This window comes from Niastella sp. sgz303648, from assembly GCF_059587045.1.
In genome coordinates this window covers 265,572-284,644 of record NZ_JCAPSW010000010.1, presented here as the reverse complement: position 1 = coordinate 284,644, position 19,073 = coordinate 265,572, and the positions used below count along the sequence as shown (strand labels likewise).

Genomic DNA, 19,073 nt, shown 5'->3' with positions numbered 1-19,073 from the left:
GTGTCATAATGTGTCATTTTGAGTGCCCACATTTGGATTTCGCATAAGTGTCATATTATATTTGTATTGAACAAAGAAACTAATATGTATAACCGAATTATTCTTAAAGGATCCTAAGGGTAGGCCGGCGAAGCAAATTAGTATCTTTTTCAACGGACTTTATTAGCTAATAGGTTTGAATGATGTTCTTTTTAGTAGCATGAACAGTAACAATTTTCCTTAACAATTAAATTTCATTCGTATGAATAAGATTACATTTCCCTTCAAACACGGTCGTGATGCCGAAGTAGCCAAAACGGCCAACCGTGTTCTGAACAGCGTTAAAGGCAACGCAAATTTCCCTGATACCACTTTGGTACAGGCGCTCGAAAAAAGTTTGAGCGAATACCAGGTGGCATTAAACGCTGCTGCCGATGGCGGCAGAACGCTGATATCGATCAAAAAAGACAAACGAAAGGCTTTGATTGAAGCCTTAATAAGGCTGGCTTTTTATGTATCGCAGATCAGTAATGGCGACAGAACCATGCTGCTTAGTAGCGGTTTCGACGTTAACAGGGAAAGAAATGCATCTTCGCAATTGACTGCTATCGAAGGTGTGGTGGTTGGAAATGGGCCTTCAGGCGAATTAACCGTGCAAGTAAAAAAGGTCACGGGCGCCAGGGCTTACATTCACCAGTACACGACCGAGCAGCAGCCAAACTCAGCCACTGCCTGGGTGAGCGAAACAACTGCCCACCGAAAGCATGTGTTTAAAGGGCTGAAGCCGCTTACGATTTACTGGATACGTGTAATTGCCATTGGCCTCAACGGCCAGTCGGTAATGAGCGATCCGGTGGCAAGAGTGGTGCAGTGAGGTTGTTCGGCAATTTGCAGGATAAATAAAAACGGGGCCGGCGTAGGTCGGCTTCGTTTTTATGGTCTTATAAATAAGGTGTGTAACGTATTTGTATATATTGAATTGAAAATGAGAGATAAAGTGTTATTACTAAACACCCATTTTGAAAGCAAAATGTAATGATTGTAGTAATCGCCACTAAATACTTTCCAGATCATACCTCGTTAAATCACTTTTTTGATCACCTGTATTTAATGTGGTAGCAGGCTCAAATAAAATTACCTGCACTTCCTGTGGCGCAACCGGCCTATGTTCAACGCCTTTGGGGATAATGATAAATTCACCCGCGTTCAGGGTAATTGTTTTATCGCGTAGCTCCATATTAAAAGAACCTTCGACAACCAGGAACATCTCATCTTCATGATCATGTTTATGCCAGATGAACTCTCCCTGAAATTTCACCAGCTTTACATATTGGTTATTGAGTTCTCCGGCAATTCTGGGATTCCAGTAATCAGAGATCGAGCTGAATTTTTCAGCAATGTTTATTTTGTTGAGTGACATATAGGATGCCTGGTTTTAAGCTGATAATTTTAGTTTCACATGCACAAAAGGCCTTTCCTTCTTCCTTAATTCTTTATCGTTTGTTAATTCATGCAATCGCTGCTTTTCTACCAGTTTTATCCACGAGGTAGCGGGGATAAAATTATTGGAATGAATTTCCAGCCGGATGGCAATATAATCGGGTGGTAAACGGTGCATATTGATCAGTTGGCTCAACAACGTTTCATCTATACTAATTTCTTCTGCAAAATCTTTTCTTTTTTTGTTTAGCACCTCTACATATTTTTTTAGAAAATTGCCAAACGTGAATTCAACATCATATTCTTTGCTTTCGAGATAATCTTCCAGCTGAAATCTAAGACCGTAAAGCCTCAGGGTTAACCGATCTTCATCAGTCATCTCTTCCTGTGTTTTTTTTCGTGCTGCAGCCAATTGCCTGGCAGCCTCTTTTTGTTGTTTGGCAGTAAGTTTAACCGGAAATACAAATGCTTCAGCTAATTCTTCAGGAGTATGTTCCTTAAATAATTTTTTATAGCCCATAAAAATATTCGTTTAATATTTTTTTTAATGCACTGCCTTCCAGATATAATTGCCAGCCTCCGTAAACCATAAAGTACTTTTGTTTATAATGATTAATTAAGCTTGTTTTTGGTATCAACGATATACATGCTGCTGCAAAGTACTTCCTGGTAGATAATTGACATGCGTATGCAATAAGGCAGCCGGCAACTCTATCATATTTTTTGTTTTTCCCTTTGTTTTCAATTGAACAAGCCAAAAGCTTTATCTCAATTCTTTTTTCGAAGGGAAAATCAATCAATGCCATAACCCCTAAAATTTCAACTTCATTTTCAATTTGCAGTTTGTATAAAACGCCGACATCTTTAACAGATTCCCAGTGAAAAGAATATCGCTTTTTTGTAAGTATTTTAAAGTCTTTGCTTTCAACCTTACTGATAATGACCTTTTTCTTTACTCCACTGCATACTTCTGTTATGTACATATAAAGGTAATAAAAAGTTTACAAAAAATGTAAAGTAATTAATGAAAGATGTACTAATGCAGATTGGAGAATCTCAATGATTTTTGGGAAGTGTTTCTAAGAACCTTAAGTGTAAAAGGCTCTTTCAAATATACGAATTCCAGACGTGTAAATCAGTCAATTGTAAAAGCATTATCAAAAAAAGGGCCGTCTCAATTGAAACTGCCCGCGCTTGTTTCCGGCGCGCTTTTACCTATCCCAAACCCCATATACATAACTCACCGGGCACAACTATCGGCCTCAATTATAGCTTGTGCAAATGCTTTAGGCGCTTCCTGAGGCAGATTATGACCTATGCCTCCCTTAATAACTTTGTGTGCATATTTGCCCGAAAACTTTTTTGCATAAACGCTGGCATCAGGATGAGGCGCACCATTGGCATCACCTTCAAGAGTAATAGTTGGTACAGTGATACCGGGTCCTTCGGCAAGCCGCTTTTCAAGGTCATCGTATTTCGGTTCACCCGCTGCCAGTCCAAGTCGCCATCTGTAATTGTGTATTACGATAGCTACATGATCAGGATTGTTGAATGATGCAGCAGTGCGATCAAAGGTAACATCGTCGAAATTCCATTTTGGTGAAGCCAGTTGCCAGATAAGTTTGGAAAACTCGTTCCGGTATTTCTCATATCCCAGGCGGCCACGTTCGGTGGCAAAATAATATTGGTACCACCATTGAAATTCAGCATTGGGGGGAAGCGGTGTAGCGCCCAGTTTTTGATTACCGATCAGATAGCCGCTAACCGATACCAGCGCCTGGCAACGTTCGGGCCAAAGCGCTGCCATGATGTTGGCAGTACGAGCTCCCCAGTCAAAGCCACCGATGATTGCTTTTTTGATGTTGAGTGCATCCATTAAGTTAATCATATCTACCGCTATTACCGATTGCTGACCATTGCGAACTGTATTTTCAGAAAGAAAACGAGTGGTACCAAAACCGCGCAGATAAGGCACTATTACCCGGTAACCTTTTGATGTTAATATAGGCACCACTTCGTCGAAGCTGTGAATATCATAAGGCCAGCCATGCAACAGAATAACAACAGGGCCATTGGCAGGACCCGCTTCAAGATAACCTACATTCAAAACGCCGGCATCAATTTGCTTCAGATCGCCCACAGACATGCTGCCGGTAGTTTTTATGGTATGAGTATTTACATGATCGTTTTTGTCTGTTGGTTCCATAGTGAAACCGATCATCGCAAGTTCGGTAGCCGCAATAGTTTTAAAGGCGGATCCCAAAAACCGGCGGCGATTATAAACTGTATTTTTTGCTGCCACAAGGGTATCTGTCGGAATCGAAATATTCTTTTTCATTGCCTGCTATTTTCTGTTTAAAAATTTCTTTTGTAAAATTATTGCAGATAGCAGGGGTTCCAACAAACAACCAGTTGGGGCAGGCTACAAAAGCGCTGAGCCGGTCATTTTAAGGCGTGAAATTTTAATCTGGATAATTTCTTGTAAGGCGTAGTTGCAAATAAAGTTTGTTTGTATTTATTTTGAAAAGTTTCCGGTTGAGTTTAAACCATCTTACTGCTCCCGCCGCAAACAGATTAATTTATGGACAAAGAGTCTTTTAAAAATAAAATCAGACAACCTTACAGAAAAGGTGACAAAATAAACTACGTATTTGCTTCCTTTTTTCTTGTTGCGGGGCTTTTTGTGGCAATCGGTTTTTCAACAAGCAATTCTCTGGGTGAAACGGTACCTGGAAAATATTTGATATGGCTTATACCAGCAATGCCTGTTGCTGTTGCTTTATATGTTTACTGGCGTATTCCCCGGGATTATAAAGTATTTCAGATTGATTCTGCAGCTCCTATGGAAGAAAAACTTAAGATAATAGAAAATTATTTTTTGAATGTAAAAATAATCAGATCTCGTTTTGAGAATAATTATGCAAGTTATACCTACGAAAACAGGTTTTTTTGTATGGTTGATGTAAGGTTTTATATTGATGACAAAAAAATACTTTTTAATGCTAAGTCAGTAGATTCCAGCCCGATAAAAGGATGTATTGATTTTGGTTTATCTAAAAGAGCTGCGAATAGACTTTTGAAATATTTAAAATCCCCGATCGCAGATAAAAAAGATAAATTGCAATAATAAAAGATAAAATATTTAGTATATTTGTGCTAAAATAATTGTCATTCAGGAGTGTTTTCTATTCACAAATTAGAATGTATTTTAGCGACCTGTTTTTCCGGTACGCTGTTAAATGAAGACTTTAAAATAAAAAACAATCAATCTTATGGCCAAAGAAATCATTGCAAAAGAAAATCCGGTTACTGACGCTCTGCGCAAATTAAAAGAAGAGGAGGCGGAAATAATGATTAAATTAAAGCCTGTTCAGGAAGCCATCGGCGCTCTCGAAAAAATTCTCGGCAAATCAGAAAAAAAAGTTAAACCGTCATCCGGGGCAAAAGATGCTTCAGGTGAAAATTTATTCTCTGAGGAAACTGTGCCGGAGGCAAGTGAGGCGGAATAGTAAAGAGATTTTTTTTCAGCATAAGAAATTAACAAGGCGTTTAAAAAGTTGCAGGGTGAATATCCTGCAATTTTTTTTTCGAGATTTTTCCTTGAGGCTTTTCGGTTAATATCAGGTCAATGGCAATTGTGAGTTTTTTGTAACTGCAACTCAGGTAAACTCTATAGGGGATGAGGGTATTATTCACCGTCTTTAATCTTGAAATAATCTTTTAGCTGTTGCAGTTCTTCATTAGGAACGCCCAGTTTTTGGCATAATTTTACCAGCAACCAGATGGTGACTTCCTGATTGTTTACAATTTTATCGGCCCGCACTGCCCAGCGTATAAGTAAGCAAGTTATAAAAATTAAAAAAATAACAAAACCAACATATATAATTATGGCCAAAGAGTCAACAATGAGTAAGAGCATGAGCATGCTATTTGAAGGTTAAAATTTAATACCAGGCAACAATTGAATGGTAATGGTTGCAGGCATGTGATATTCGGATGGGGAAAAACTCAGAGAGTCTGTAACTGGTTGGAAATAAGAAATATGTGTGCGGTCTCGCCTACACATCCCAGCCCGAATATAAACATTTTTTTATATAAAGTGAATCGGTTTCTCCGCCTTGTTTCAAATAGATTACCTGCCGGCGGACCTCATTAATAGCGATTAAAATATTCATCTTCCAATATGCCATACGTGTAAGCGTCGTGCCAGCCGTCTTCAAGTGGTAATACTTTTCTTTTTATTCCTTCTCTTGTCATTCCCACCTTCTCCATTACTTTGAAAGAAGCAATATTATGTACACTGCAACCGCATTCAATTCTATGAAGCAGCAATTGCTCAAATCCAAAAGCAAGCATTGCTTTCACAGCTTCCGTAGCAAATCCCTGCCCCCAATAAACAGGAAGCAGTTTATACCAGATCTCTCCTTTCCGGTATTTGCGGTCACTTAAATCTAAAGAAATTACACCTATAAAGGGATGATTTACTTTATCAAAAATTACTGCGGTATAATTACCCCTTGCGGCATTAACAGGTTGTAATGACCAATCAGCAACTAATTTTCTACTGGCATCTTCATTTTCAGGATATCCGCTTGGATTATACTTAACAGTTTCGGGCTTCATATACAGAGTATGTAAATCCTCCCAGTCGCTGTTAGTAAAATCTCTAATCATCAATCTTTCCGTTTCAAGATTCATGTCAATATTTTTATATTTAAAGGTTTTATCTTTTAAAGCTTCCCTTATATCTATTCACATAACTTTTCATACCTTCCATACATAATCATTTTCCGGCTGTTCGAACAAATACGCGTTAGCGAAATTAAATAAAATGACAGCAGAACAATTTAAGAAAGCGTAGGGCAAAACATAAAGACAATTATCTCCGATTGCCTGAATGGAAGTTGAATATAAAAAAATTATGACTTTATTTGAATTTGAAAAAATATATACGCGGGAGATAGAGCAATTACCTGTAAACAATTAATTTTTTGGTTATACTTTGGTTAGCGGTGAAGATTTGAATGAAATAGATTCCGGCTTTGTTGAGCTGAAGGTTCAGTTTTTTTTCACCCGGTTTAACCTGATAAATAATTTGTCCTGCCAGATTTGAAATTTTCAATTCACCTATCATTGCAGAACTCGAAAGCGAAACTGATCCATTGCCCGGATTCGGATAAATATCGATTGATAAATTGCCCGACGGCTTGTTTGAGATGGCGATGATAGCTGAATAATTTAACGAATGGTCGTTCCCTTGTTGCCCTATCCGATAGTAGTTTATTCCATCTGCGGGATGTTTGTCAATGAAAGAATAAGAATATCCGGGTACAGCATTTACAGTGCCTATTTCAGTAAAGTTTCGGGAGCCTATACTTTTTTCTATCGCAAAATAATTGTTACCGGCTGCATCCTTTGCTTGCCATTCCAGCAGGTTATAACTGTCTTTATTTTTTCCTGTAAAGGAAACCAAATTCAATGGCAAAGGTGTGCATCCTATAAATCCTCCTGTAATTAACCGTATGCGATTATTATAGTAATCGGCGATGTACATATTGCACTTCGGCTGGTCAAAGAGTATATAAAAAGGAAAATTTAATTGAGCAGTAGTGGCGGGAATTCCATCCCCGTTATAACCCTGGGTTCCTGTTCCTGCAATGGTGCTGATGAGGCCGGTACTTTTAATTACTTCCCTCACACGCTGGTTGCTGCCTTCACCGATAAACATATTTTCGGCGGCATCAAACTTTATGTATGCACAGCCGGCTAACTGTGCAGTTGTTGCAGCAATTCCGTCGCCATTATAACCGAAGGTTCCTGTACCTGCGATGGTGCTTATATTGCCGGTGCCGATGTTTATCTTACGAACTCTTGCGCCTCCGTATTCTGCTATGTATATATTTCCTGCATTGTCGAATATAATTCCGCAGGGGCCATTTATTTGTGCAGCCGTAGCGGCAATCCCATCCCCGTTGTAACCGGCAGTTCCCGTTCCTGCAATAGTATTGATGATGCCGGAGCTTTTATCTACTTTACGAACACGGTTATTGAACCAATCGGCAATGTATAAATTACCGCCTGCATCAAAAGACACCTCATTGGGGTTATTTAATTGCGCAGCTGTAGCAAGGATGCCGTCACCATTATATCCTGCAGTTCCTGTTCCCGCTACCGTACTGATAATGCCTGTTGACGTTGTTATCTTTCGTATGCGACTGTTCGACCGGTCGGTAAAATACAAATCACCGTTGCTGTCAAAAGCCAAAGCCGATGGAATATTTATTTGTGCAGCCGTAGCCAGTATGCCATCTCCATTATAGCCTCCGGTTCCTGTTCCTGCGATGGTGCTTATGATACCCGTGCTGAGGTTGATCTTTCGAATGCGATTATTTGAAATGTCAGCAGCATATAAATTACCGGCGCCGTCAAGTGCCAATCCCTGAACGCCATTAAACTGAGCAGATGTTGCGGCAATTCCATCTCCGTTATAGCCAGCGGTTCCTGTTCCTGCAATGGTGGTTATGTTTTGGGCATTGGAGACCAGGGACAACAAAACCAGTGAAAAGAAAAAAGAAGTAATTAATGAATAGCAGCTCACCCTCTTACAGAAAATATCATTAGGTCTTTTATAACTTACCATACAATCTTTGTGACAGGTGTTTCCGGATGCGTTTTGTATGCTACCGTTTCGCAACTTTCAAATAACAAACGTCAAATGAATTAAAAAAGTTTGTATAGTATTAGTTAAGCTGACTAATGTTGACTTATATCAACCCCAAAACAAAAAATCCCGCATAAAGTCTTGACTTTATACGGGTTCTTTGAATTTAATTGCTTCTAATTGGAAGTGGGAGGGTGGTCTCGCCCAAACGACTTTTATGTTCAAAACCCGGTTAAAATCAATGATTTATTACGGTGTATCGGGCGGGGCCCGGTTATTGCTTCGCAAATAATAAACGATGTGGGTGAATGCCTGTTTTATAAAGAAGACAAGTATAATTATTCTGTTATCTGTTTATGCTTCACTGGTTTGCAGAGCCTATTCGGTATTAACGCACCAGGCCATTATTGATGTTAACTGGGATAAAGTGCTGCTTCCTTTATTGAAACAAAAATTTCCTGATAGCTCAAACGATGCATTTCGCGAAGCACATGCCTATGTATATGGAGGGGCGGTTGTGCCGGATATGGGTTATTATCCTTTCGGCAGTAAGCTATTTACCAACCTGATCCATTATGTACGCAGCGGCGACTTTGTAACTACTGTACTCAATGAGGCAAAAGGATTATACGAATATGCTTTTGCGCTTGGTATGTTATGTCATTATTATGCCGATGTGTATGGTCATGCAATAGGCATCAATACCAGTGTGCCTTTGATATATCCGAAATTGAAATTAAAATTTGGCGATACCGTTACGTTTGCCGAGAACCATGTGTCGCATTTACGTACCGAATTCTCTTTTGATGTATTGCAAACCGCCCGCGGCAATTATGCATCTACCGCGTATCATGATTTTATCGGGTTTAAAGTGGCCGAACCATTACTACAAAAAGCATTTAAAGAAACGTATGGCCTGGAAGCCAATGAACTGTTTGGCGATCTGTCAAAAGCAGTGGGCCGCTTTAGGTTTACGATCATGCATCTTTTTCCATTTATGACCAAAGCCGCCTGGTCCTATAAAAAAGGAGAGATCCAAAAAGTGCAACCAACCGCAACCAGTCGAAATTTTATTTTCCGGATGCATCAAAAAAATAACAGGCACCGCTTTGGAAAAAAGGAGAGACCCGGTTTTTTTGCACATGTACTGGCGGTATTTATTCATATTGTGCCTAAATGGGGGGCATTAAAAGTTATTAAGTTTAAAGATCCGGGACCGGAGGCTGAAAAAAAGTTTATCGCCAGCTTTGATACGGTTACAGTTCATTATGCTGGTAGTATTATGGTATTGCATCAGCATGCTGTGCAAGCGATGCATCCCGTCAATGTTGATTTTGATACCGGTATTAAAACAAAGGAAGGCGAATATGCGCTGGCTGATAAAACGTATTGTGATTTGCTGATAAAACTAAAGCAAAAGCATTTTGAAACTGTTTCTCCTTCTCTTAAAAAGAATATTCTTTCATTTTATGCAACTGCAGGTACGGACCCTCCTAAACGAAATTCAAAAATGGTGGAGGCGCTGGTGCAGCTCAGGATGAGGTAAGAAGTATGAAGTAATATGAAACCAGTGGGCTCTTCGAAGCTTGAAGCTTCGCGAAGAATTTGTGGTCTCGCCCAGAATCGAACCTGGTGGCGTATATTATTTCAAATCAATTTTTTCGTAGGCTGATTTTTCGGTAGGCCCCTGAACAGGCCCCCGAATTATTTATACTGCTTTAAAACACTTTAAAAGAGCTGGAATCGAACAAATTTACTAAAAAAATACAAAACTCTATCAATTCAAAGCCTTCACTTTCAATTGTCGTTCTTCCGCTTGTTGCTGAGGGGTTGCAGCAGCGGCTGCCTGTTGAACACTCGTTCCTTCATAAATTCTGCAAAAGGCTTGAAATTTGGCTGATAAAGTATCGCGATGAATTAGCAGCGATACAATCCCGAATTTTCCAGAAAATAACATTCTTTCATTGTTTCGTGCAAAAAATACAATAAGCAGTGATATAGAAATTTCAATTGAGTTTTCAATTTTCTGACCCTTAGAGCATCTAATTAAACAACCCATAGGACAAAGAATTTTCTAAATCGGATTTTGAATGGAGGGATGACGTTAATATTCCAAAAGGTCTTGGTGTAATAATATGGTTTAATGAACCAGATGGTGAGTATTTTGAAGTGTAGTGGAAAGATGTACCTACAGGGGTTGAACAATGTATTATTAAGCTAACTAGTTAGATATTCCTTCCATTTAACAACACTTAACAAAGTCATATGGAATATTTATTAAATAAAAAACGTGAAAAACACTTAATGTTTATGCAGGAATTCTTCTTAGCCTGCACTCTAAATTAATATATTATGTTCTGAATAGACAGTTGTAGCAAATGTTAACAAATATGAATAGAATAAATTTTATATTTATATAATTTAAATGTTGATCCCCCTGAACCTGGCCGGTAGAATAAGCAAGTCTCATCCCCTTCTTATTTTCTTCCGAGGCAGGATAAATCTGTCATTTGTCAACATTATTATAAATACCTGAGTGCAAGGCCCAGTCGGTGAACTGTGTGGTAAATGAAATAAAGTTACACGGGTTAAAATATTCTTTAATGCGTTATAGTTATGTATATATCTGAAGTCATTATTAAAAATTACCGAAATTTTAAAGAGAATACTATACTCTTTAATCCCGGTTTAAACATCATAATTGGTCACAACAATGCTGGCAAAACCAATCTTTTGAAAGCTCTGCAATTGGTATTTGAACGCTCACAACAGAGATTATCTATAGAAGATTTTAATACCAGTTATAATGATTTCACGAATCCTCCAACCATTGAAATCAAAATTACTCTTACTGAGTCTGTTGCGAAACCCGGTCAGGTTAATACAGGAGAGAATCCTGATGATAGGAATGTAATCTACGAATGGCTGTTAAATGAACAACAGCCCTATCATGCTTGCCTAACTTATCGATACTTTCTACCTTATAAACACTATGATGAATATACCCGAGAGATGACTTTGCTTCGCAACGAGGATGGAAGTTATCGTATCCCAGAATGCCGTAAAGTTATTGAGAAGAAATTTTTGCGTAAATACAATGCGGCTATATACGGAGGAGATGTTCAAAAAGAGGAAAAGGCGAGCGTTGATAACCTTGAACGGTTTGATTTCCAGTTTCTGGATGCTATTAGAGATGCAGAACGACAAATGTTTTATGGCAATAATACACTACTGCGCGATGTACTTAATTATTTTTTGGATTACGATCTGACTGAGGGGCAGGGCTTTGAACTTCTTTCAGCAGAGAAAAAGCAATTACTCAAAGCAAGGGAAATCGAATTTAATAGTAAAGCCAATGAACTTTTGGCACATTTGATTGGGCGGATATCAAAACAGGAAATGCTTGAGTATTCAAAAGCCACGGGTGCAGGAAAAGGTGGTAATCCTGATTTCGATGCGGAAATTTCGGAACAACAACTTCTCTTTGCATTGCGACTTGTTGTTGAAAAACTAGGGTTCAAATTGCCGATAAAAAACAACGGACTTGGTTATAATAATTTGCTGTTCATTGCTTTGATTCTTGCAAAAATGCAAATGGAAAGAAGCAGTTTTATGGGTGACAATGCAAAAATTTTCCCCATCTTAGCCATCGAAGAGCCTGAAGCTCACCTTCATCCTTCAATGCAGTATAAGTTCCTGAAATTTCTGGATAACAACCTTCATACTCAAAAGCAAGCAAGACAGGCCTTTATTAGTAGTCATTCAACACAAATAACTGCTGCGGTAGACCTTGATTCTGTTGTGTGTTTGTATGAAGATTTTGAAGGCCAACAACGGGTAAGCTATCCAGGTCGAATCTTCGAGGATTCGGCCGAAGACCAAATCTCGAAAGCTTTTGTTCGCCGTTTTCTGGATGCTACTAAGTCCAATATGCTGTTTGCTGACCGTGTCGTTTTTGTAGAAGGTTTGGCAGAACAATTGTTGCTCCCATGCTTTGCTGCATATTTAAAAGCGGAAGATCTTTTGATAAATGCGCATATTGCAATCGTAAGTGTCGACAGCGCCAGTTTCAAACATTTTCTTAAACTTTTTGCATTTAAGGAAGAGCCTGGTAATTACTGTCTCAGAAGGAAAGTTGTTTGTATAACGGATGCGGATCCGGCAAAAAAGGAAATTAAAGAGGAAGAAGATCATCGAAGGACATGGAAATCCTGTTATCCCTTCGAGTTGGATACAGAACCTGAAGCATATCACTATAAGCCTTTAGCGCCACACGCAGTGAATCTGAAAAATTTTGCTAATCATTTTCCGCACATCCATATAGCTACGCCTGTCGCCGGAATCGGCAAAACACTTGAATATGAACTTGCTTATCATAATCCTAGTTGTTCGTTGCTGCTTACAGACAGTTTTCCTACAAAGGGTAAAAATAAAAAAGAACTGATTGGTCAGATGATGGCAGCGCTGAAAGAATCAAAGAATTTGGAGGAGATTGTCAACATGTGCCTCCATGATGATATTAAAAACTCATTGACTATGAGTAAATGGGAAGAGGATCAAAAGAAAACTGCACTAATTGCAGCATGCTATCACCGAGCAATTGAAACCACAAAAGGCGAACATGCTTTTTTGCTTGAAACACAATTGCGGCAAAATTTATTGTTACATGAAGATGCAAGAACTCCATTTGTGATTCCGGAATACATAGAGAAATCAATCACCTTTATTACTCAGTAAAATGGTAGATATTAATTCGTTACCATCAATACACCAATTGCCGAATATTGAAACACCATTTAAGGCATTTGCAGGGCCAGGAGCAGGAAAAACGGCATGGCTTATCAAACATATTAAAAGAGTACTTAAAGAATCGCAGAAACTAGGTTTGACTAGAAAAATTGCGTGCATTACTTATACTAATGTGGCTGCAGAACAGGTTTTGCGGCGTATGAATTGTGACAAGGCACAAATTGAAGTAGGCACAATTCACAGTTTTCTATATAAAAACATAATTAAACCTTTTTCCTATTTGATTAAGAAGGACGAGAATGATGCAGACTTATTTAACACAGCAGAAATGCAAGGGCACGAAGAACATTTACCTCATTCTGATCGAATACGTCGTTGGTTAAAAACCATTGAACAACTTAATCAAAAGCGGGCAAACCATTATGGATATTTGAATTCCCCTGTGTCCAAACCTAAGCTGATCAAGTTACTTTCAAGCATCGATTTCCGGTTAGATCAAGGAAATAATATTGTTCTCTATTGCAAACGTTATATTGATATAGCAGTACCGACAAGTAATAACGAACTATGGGTATATAAAAAGAAGTATTGGTCTGATGGTATAATGCACCACGAGGATGTCTTGTATTTTGCGTACTATATTATAAAAAAATCGCCCCGTGTTCTAGAATTCATACGTAATAAGTATCCATATATGTTTATTGATGAGTTCCAGGACACGACGGCGCTTCAAACAGTAATTGTCAGAAAAATCGCTGAAGGTGATACTACAATTGGTGTTATCGGTGATCCGGCACAATCCATTTACAAGTTTGCAGGGGCAGTTAGATCAGACTTTGAGAATTTAGGTGTGGAGAGAATGAACTCATATAAACTTGAACGAAACCATCGCTCAACACAAGCTATCATCGATTATCTAAACACTCTTCGTTCTGACATAGAACAACACGGATATGAGGGTACAAAACCGGGTGTCCCCGTAACGGTACTCATTGGCCCACATCATGATTGTTATAGATGGATGCTTGAAAATGTTAGCGTCTCCACTGTTGCTGTGGCAAAAGAGCATGTAGATGTCGAGAATATTCTCTCCGAATTAGTTGCCAAGGGCACAGATCTTGTGTCTAAGATGTTTGCAGAAGATTCAAACTCAAAAAGAGCAAAATTTATTCATTCGCTATTATTGGGCTACAGGTGGCTTGAAAAGAAGAATGCCAAAGAAGCGATTCGATTAGTTAGTCGGCAAATTAAAGCAACAAATCCACAAGCAAGTGCGTTCGCTATTCAAAAAGTATGCATTTCTCTGCTGGAAGATTTTAAAAAAGATATAGTAAGACAAATGAATGTCAATGATTACTATATCCAGATGATAGCATATCTAGCCAATCTTCAATTAAAATCACATTCAAAATTGGCCGCAGGAGCAGCGCAGGTGTTTTACAAAAGTTGTTCCTTGAATCAACTGCTTCACTTTGTCAAAATTGATACTCAGTCAGAGGACACAATAAGAACTATCCACAGTACAAAAGGTGCTGAATTTGACCATGTACTCGTTTGTTTGCCTTCTGTCGGTGACCTGGATCGCTTTGTGTTTGATGCTAAAAACCGTCTGCAAGCAGACGGAGATGATGCCCGGGTTTATTATGTCGCATTTAGCAGGGCAAAAGAAAGCCTTTTTATTGCGGTGCCATCCTGTAATCAGGAAACAATACAAAAAATTAAAGATTGGGATATGAATGTTAAATTACTGCCTGATATACCCAATGACTGCCAAAATATAGCAGATGTATCTAATAGTTAACAGCTTGTTTATAGTCATCCTGATATAAGATTATTAAAGAATGGAAGAACCTTTGCCATTATTGAGGTAAAGGTAAAGGCTGGGTGGATTCAGGCTTTCCTTTCTCCTGACAGATACAAACATGATCGAAACAGATTAATGACGGGCGAATCTTCATTTAATCCGGACGATTTAATAAGTAAATCAAAGAGACAATTAAATAAGTACTTCACTACATTTCAATTGACTAATAAAGACGTTTTTTTGTTGCTGCCTACCTTAGCATTAGTACATCGGAAAAAGTATATGACCGATATTCCTGTTTATTATTCTTACTTCTCATCTAATTCGGAATTGCCTGAAGAAAATTTTATTTTACTTTCTCATAACAAAAGGTTAGATCTTTCGGTACATACAAACAACCTTGAACCTACGGCCAATTTTGAAAAGCTATTAGCGAAACTATCAGCCAAATAAACCAAATCCAACTAACTTTATTAAATTCTCACCTGGTTGTACCAAATAAGGTAAAAATTGTTTTCTTTTAGTACTTTTCCGCTTGAACCGGACCAAGCAAATACCAAATTCCTGATTTATGATTTCGATCAAACGAGAGATTAATATGAATGATATCGAAACTTTATATGAAAAATATAAAGATGAAAGCCGGGACCATATGGTCGACCTCGAACTGCCAAATGATTTCAAGGAAGAAAATATTGGCGTACTGCCCTCGATCATTCAATTTATATCTACAATCATCCGGGACGGAAAACTGAACCAGTTAAAGGCAAGGATTAAAAGCTCCAATAAGGAACAACTCGATTCCGCCGCGAAATCCTATCTGTGGTTTGTGTCCTCATCCCTCCACTGGTTTAAAGAATTTAACTATGAAGATGGAAATTCTTTAAAAGTGGATTTGCGGCCAACCAACCAGTATGTTAATGAGTTGATGAGAAATTATAAGCCTTTGGGGACGTCCTACATGCTTACTTGCTTTGATCATCTGCCAAATGAAAAGGGGCTTGTTAAAATGTTCTACAACGCTCCTTCATATAAAATTGTCGATGAGGAAATGATCGAGCAATATGTAAATCAAATCATAAAGAACTTGGGAGAAAAAACCAACAAAGTAGTAATGGGAAAAATGCAGGGCATTCTCAAACCATTAACTGCGATCATTTATGAGCTTTTCAAGAACACGGATGACTGGGCCACGAAAGATCGTTTTGGAAACAAGGCCGTGCCCGGCGTAAGAGGAATTTATTTCAGGTATTATAAGAATTTTCAGAAGAACATAAAGCAACATACCGAAGATAATGCGGCATTAAACAGGTATTTCTCACACGGTATTTTTAAGCCTGATGCGGAGAATAAGATTTCCTTCCTTGAAATTTCAGTCTTTGATAGCGGTGATGGCTTTGCAGGTAGACGAATGGGTGAAAAATACGATGAGGCAATGCCCGTTGTAGAGGAAGTAAGTATTATCAAACAATGTCTGACCAAATACTGGACGAACGATGAAGGAAGGAAGGGGGTAGTGAAAGGTATTGGTTTAGATCGTGTGCTTTCAACCATAGATGCAAGGGGGTTTATACGAATCAGGACAAACAAAACACATGTTTTCCGGGATATGATTATAAATCAGTATGAAAATGAAACTGTCTCAGAAAATATAACGCTTTATGACTGGGGCAAAATTTCAGATAAGGAATTTACTTCCTATTACAATACCAAAGGGAGTGTTATTACCATCATCCTGCCTCTTGAACCTGTAGTTAATTACTAAACCTGCTATTACATGGCCGATGTCCTGATATTTGACGCCTCTTTAACAAAAGATGCCAAAATCACGAACTATACGATTGCTTTCCTCCATCAGCAAAAAGCAGATCTGCCTGGCTTGTTAAACCAACTTAAAAATCACTTTCAGGAGCATCATGTTCCTGATCATTTACTGGTCGTAGCGGGGGCATATCTTAAACCGCAGTTGGAAGCGTTCGCTGCGGACTCGGAAGATGCCTTTAGGGCTATTATTCCGACGAGATTTCACCAACAAAATATGTACTCCAGTTTTGTGGGGATGTACTTATTTGATGAATATGGCAGTTTAAGTTCATTGAAAGGTATACGGATAGCCGATGCTGTCTTTGTAAATCTCTTTCGTATTGGAATGAACAATATCTTTTGCAAAGGAGGTTTGATCACTGCCCAAGAATCCCACCATTTTGTATTTCCCTCCGGGAAACATTGTGATAAGTTTTTACGTACAGGCAATGTGTTGATAAAAAGTCAGGATATTTACTTTATAGCATTCAATCTTTTGAAACGGTACAAAGTTAGCTATGAGATCATCTATTGTGATACATCGTCGATCAACTCCTTGGCCTTTGCTCTGGTGGAGTTAAAGAAGCGTTTCGATCCGGATTTTGTATGCCCGCACATTGAAAGCTATGGGTCTTATAAAGGTTTTGAAGAAAGCGAATTTATTGACCGGCACAAAGCCCTGTTTCTGGTGTCTTCGTCCACTTCTGCCAACATTATTGACAGGCTGGAAGAAAGACATGTGGAGCTGGAACGTATCGTCCTTATTTATTGCCTGAAGCCTGCAAAGCATAAGGATTTAGTGATCTGTGATTTACACAGGGATGCTATAAACAAAGACGGAATTGACACTTTTGACACCTATGCATTCAATGAGCCTTGCGCCTTATGTGCAAAAGGCTCTATGCCGGTAGCTATTCAGGGAGATGTATTTCTGCTTGAAAAACCTCTAATTAACAAGCTGGTCCTTAAGACTACCGACGCGCCCCGCAACTTATCGCCGTTTATGGAATCTTATCACCGTAAACATGCGCTTAAGAATACGTTTATTAAAGCGAATTTCTTTGAAAGTAGCGTTCGCAGCAGTGCTTCCACTCGATTCGGTTATGAGGTGTTTTTTGACCTTCAGGCTGTTTTTGAGGACCTGGCAAATGGTGGGCATGTTTTTGCAGATTTCAAGGAAAAACTGAATGGATACATCCATCAGTATATTCCTTCTAATACCAGGTACATTGTTCATTTAAATGATAAGGGATCTGAGTTATTTGCAAAGTACCTGCTCCATATGATTAGCCAGGTCGTAAAAAATGAGTTTTTGCCTGAGATCATCCCTATGAATAACATGCATACCATGGATGAGAAGAAGGAAGGGGCGGCAGTAATCGTTTGCTCTTCTATGGTGTCCGGAGGCAACCTTATTTATGTGAGCAAGGAAATGCGGAAATGCAGCAAATTATCCATTATCTATCTTGTGGGTTTCACCAGAACCCAAGATGAAGAGTATTATAAGTTTATAAAGAATAACCTTACGCAGGGTATAAGGGGAATTGATACCAATTCATTCTATAGTGTTGAAACCATTCATTGTAATAATGACTACCTGAATACGTCTTGGATTGTTGAATTAGATTTTGTGAAAACTTTTATGGGCTTCTGTGAAGTTCACCTGCCACAGATTTCTGAGAATGTTATTAAATTTTTCATGCAAAGGCATGATGTAATTTCGAATTCCATGAAAGTGGAAGAACGCGGATTAACTGACCAGCTATTTTATCCCAATGTCTACACAGATGATCAGCTTGCCATCAACAAGAATTTTGCCTTCTTCAATTTTAGCAACTATGATAAGGATGCAAGCCAGGCTGATATATACTTTACTATCTCTACTATAATCAACCGTCTCAGGCATTCAAAGGATTTAAAACGCTGTCTGAGGCAAAGCGAATACGTAAGGAACTTACTTGATCCGGAGAACTTTTCAAGGTTCAATGATGGTATCATCCAGGCCAGTTTCTTACGGGCAGCGCATCCACTGGAATTGGCGTATGATATCGACAAAGATATCAGCAGGAAGTTCCTAGCAATCATCAACCCAATTGTACTCAGGGCACAACATCATTATGGAGAGGCGTTATTGGAATTCCTGTACGCCATAGCCATTAAAAAGCTGCGTCTGGAAATTAGTGCTTTAAAAGAGCTATTGGCGCTGGTGAAAGAGAAATGTACAGGCAGCCCGGTCATTAAAGCCATCTGCGTTTACATAGAGAAAGTGCTCGTAGAAAAAGATCCTGAAATAATCAAAGAATATACTATCAGGTATGAATTTCAGTAAAGGAAACCGGTTAAGATTCGAACCATTTTGCTACGACACGGATGGGGTTAGATGCTGAAACCAATGTAAAAATTCATGGGGTAAGAACTTCTCACGATACGGCTCACTCTCTGCGAGAAGAGGGTTTGAGTATGGCGATACAAGCTCGTAAAGACTTTCATCGTATTTTATCGGACAAAAATAATAAATATCAAGTCTATCTGAGTTATTTGATAATTACTATTTGAGTGGGCATCACCTATCCTCATTAGCTGATAATCAATAAAAAAGACTAAAAAATGATAAAAGATTTTATAAATTTGACAAGT

At 38.6% G+C, this 19,073-nt stretch carries 16 protein-coding genes; 8 read left to right on the top strand and 8 right to left on the bottom strand.

The features are described from left to right. Positions 1-241 precede the first annotated feature (241 nt). Complete coding sequence (locus tag AC59IL_RS27010) at positions 242-853, top strand: fibronectin type III domain-containing protein (RefSeq protein WP_496555341.1); 612 nt, start codon at positions 242-244, stop codon at positions 851-853. 180 nt (positions 854-1,033) lie between these two features. On the opposite strand, the gene AC59IL_RS27005 is transcribed toward AC59IL_RS27010, so the two are convergent. From AC59IL_RS27005 to AC59IL_RS26990, 4 genes are all read right to left on the bottom strand, one after another. Then, the gene (locus tag AC59IL_RS27005; protein WP_496555340.1) at positions 1,034-1,399 is read right to left on the bottom strand and encodes a cupin domain-containing protein; all 366 of its coding nucleotides are present in this window, start codon (positions 1,397-1,399) and stop codon (positions 1,034-1,036) included. 15 nt (positions 1,400-1,414) lie between these two features. Beyond that, on the bottom strand, positions 1,415-1,939 hold the full coding sequence (locus AC59IL_RS27000; protein WP_496555339.1) for a hypothetical protein: 525 nt from the start codon (positions 1,937-1,939) through the stop codon (positions 1,415-1,417). Beyond that, the gene (locus AC59IL_RS26995; RefSeq protein ID WP_496555338.1) at positions 1,929-2,402 is read right to left on the bottom strand and encodes a hypothetical protein; all 474 of its coding nucleotides are present in this window, start codon (positions 2,400-2,402) and stop codon (positions 1,929-1,931) included. Before AC59IL_RS26995 ends, AC59IL_RS27000 begins: the two co-directional genes overlap by 11 nt. Before the next feature lie 257 nt (positions 2,403-2,659). Next, a complete protein-coding gene (locus AC59IL_RS26990; protein WP_496555337.1) occupies positions 2,660-3,757 on the bottom strand; it encodes an alpha/beta fold hydrolase in 1,098 nt (365 codons plus the stop codon). Positions 3,758-4,000: 243 nt separating this feature from the next. Here AC59IL_RS26990 and AC59IL_RS26985 point away from each other — a divergent pair, with 243 nt between their 5' ends. Both AC59IL_RS26985 and AC59IL_RS26980 read left to right on the top strand, forming a co-directional pair. Beyond that, positions 4,001-4,546, top strand: a complete 546-nt coding sequence (locus AC59IL_RS26985; RefSeq protein ID WP_496555336.1) for a hypothetical protein — start codon at positions 4,001-4,003, stop codon at positions 4,544-4,546. Between the two features lie 145 nt (positions 4,547-4,691). Next, positions 4,692-4,928 carry a hypothetical protein gene (locus AC59IL_RS26980; RefSeq protein WP_496555335.1) on the top strand — a complete coding sequence of 79 codons (237 nt, stop codon included), beginning with the start codon at positions 4,692-4,694 and terminating at the stop codon, positions 4,926-4,928. Between the two features lie 179 nt (positions 4,929-5,107). On the opposite strand, the gene AC59IL_RS26975 is transcribed toward AC59IL_RS26980, so the two are convergent. From AC59IL_RS26975 to AC59IL_RS26965, 3 genes are all read right to left on the bottom strand, one after another. After that, positions 5,108-5,338, bottom strand: a complete 231-nt coding sequence (locus tag AC59IL_RS26975; RefSeq protein ID WP_496555334.1) for a hypothetical protein — start codon at positions 5,336-5,338, stop codon at positions 5,108-5,110. Positions 5,339-5,571: 233 nt separating this feature from the next. Further along, the gene (locus AC59IL_RS26970; RefSeq protein WP_496555333.1) at positions 5,572-6,117 is read right to left on the bottom strand and encodes a GNAT family N-acetyltransferase; all 546 of its coding nucleotides are present in this window, start codon (positions 6,115-6,117) and stop codon (positions 5,572-5,574) included. 271 nt (positions 6,118-6,388) lie between these two features. After that, entirely contained in the window at positions 6,389-8,059 is a 1,671-nt protein-coding gene (locus AC59IL_RS26965) for a T9SS type A sorting domain-containing protein (protein WP_496555332.1), read from the bottom strand. A 319-nt stretch (positions 8,060-8,378) separates the two neighbouring features. On the opposite strand from AC59IL_RS26965, the gene AC59IL_RS26960 reads away from it, so the two are divergent. Next, positions 8,379-9,626: a zinc dependent phospholipase C family protein gene (locus AC59IL_RS26960; RefSeq protein WP_496555331.1), complete on the top strand. Its 1,248-nt coding sequence runs from the start codon at positions 8,379-8,381 to the stop codon at positions 9,624-9,626. 231 nt (positions 9,627-9,857) lie between these two features. Here the strand turns inward: AC59IL_RS26960 and AC59IL_RS26955 are convergent, their stop codons facing one another. Next, positions 9,858-10,139, bottom strand: a complete 282-nt coding sequence (locus AC59IL_RS26955; RefSeq protein ID WP_496555330.1) for a hypothetical protein — start codon at positions 10,137-10,139, stop codon at positions 9,858-9,860. A gap of 557 nt (positions 10,140-10,696) precedes the next feature. On the opposite strand from AC59IL_RS26955, the gene AC59IL_RS26950 reads away from it, so the two are divergent. The 4 genes from AC59IL_RS26950 (at position 10,697) to AC59IL_RS26935 (ending at position 18,765) form a co-directional block, all read left to right on the top strand. After that, positions 10,697-12,817: an ATP-dependent nuclease gene (locus AC59IL_RS26950; RefSeq protein WP_496555329.1), complete on the top strand. Its 2,121-nt coding sequence runs from the start codon at positions 10,697-10,699 to the stop codon at positions 12,815-12,817. Position 12,818: 1 nt separating this feature from the next. Further along, positions 12,819-14,630: a UvrD-helicase domain-containing protein gene (locus tag AC59IL_RS26945; RefSeq protein WP_496555328.1), complete on the top strand. Its 1,812-nt coding sequence runs from the start codon at positions 12,819-12,821 to the stop codon at positions 14,628-14,630. Positions 14,631-15,231: 601 nt separating this feature from the next. Further along, complete coding sequence (locus AC59IL_RS26940) at positions 15,232-16,398, top strand: hypothetical protein (RefSeq protein WP_496555327.1); 1,167 nt, start codon at positions 15,232-15,234, stop codon at positions 16,396-16,398. 12 nt (positions 16,399-16,410) lie between these two features. After that, positions 16,411-18,765 carry a hypothetical protein gene (locus AC59IL_RS26935; RefSeq protein ID WP_496555326.1) on the top strand — a complete coding sequence of 785 codons (2,355 nt, stop codon included), beginning with the start codon at positions 16,411-16,413 and terminating at the stop codon, positions 18,763-18,765. The last annotated feature ends 308 nt before the right edge of the window (positions 18,766-19,073 follow it).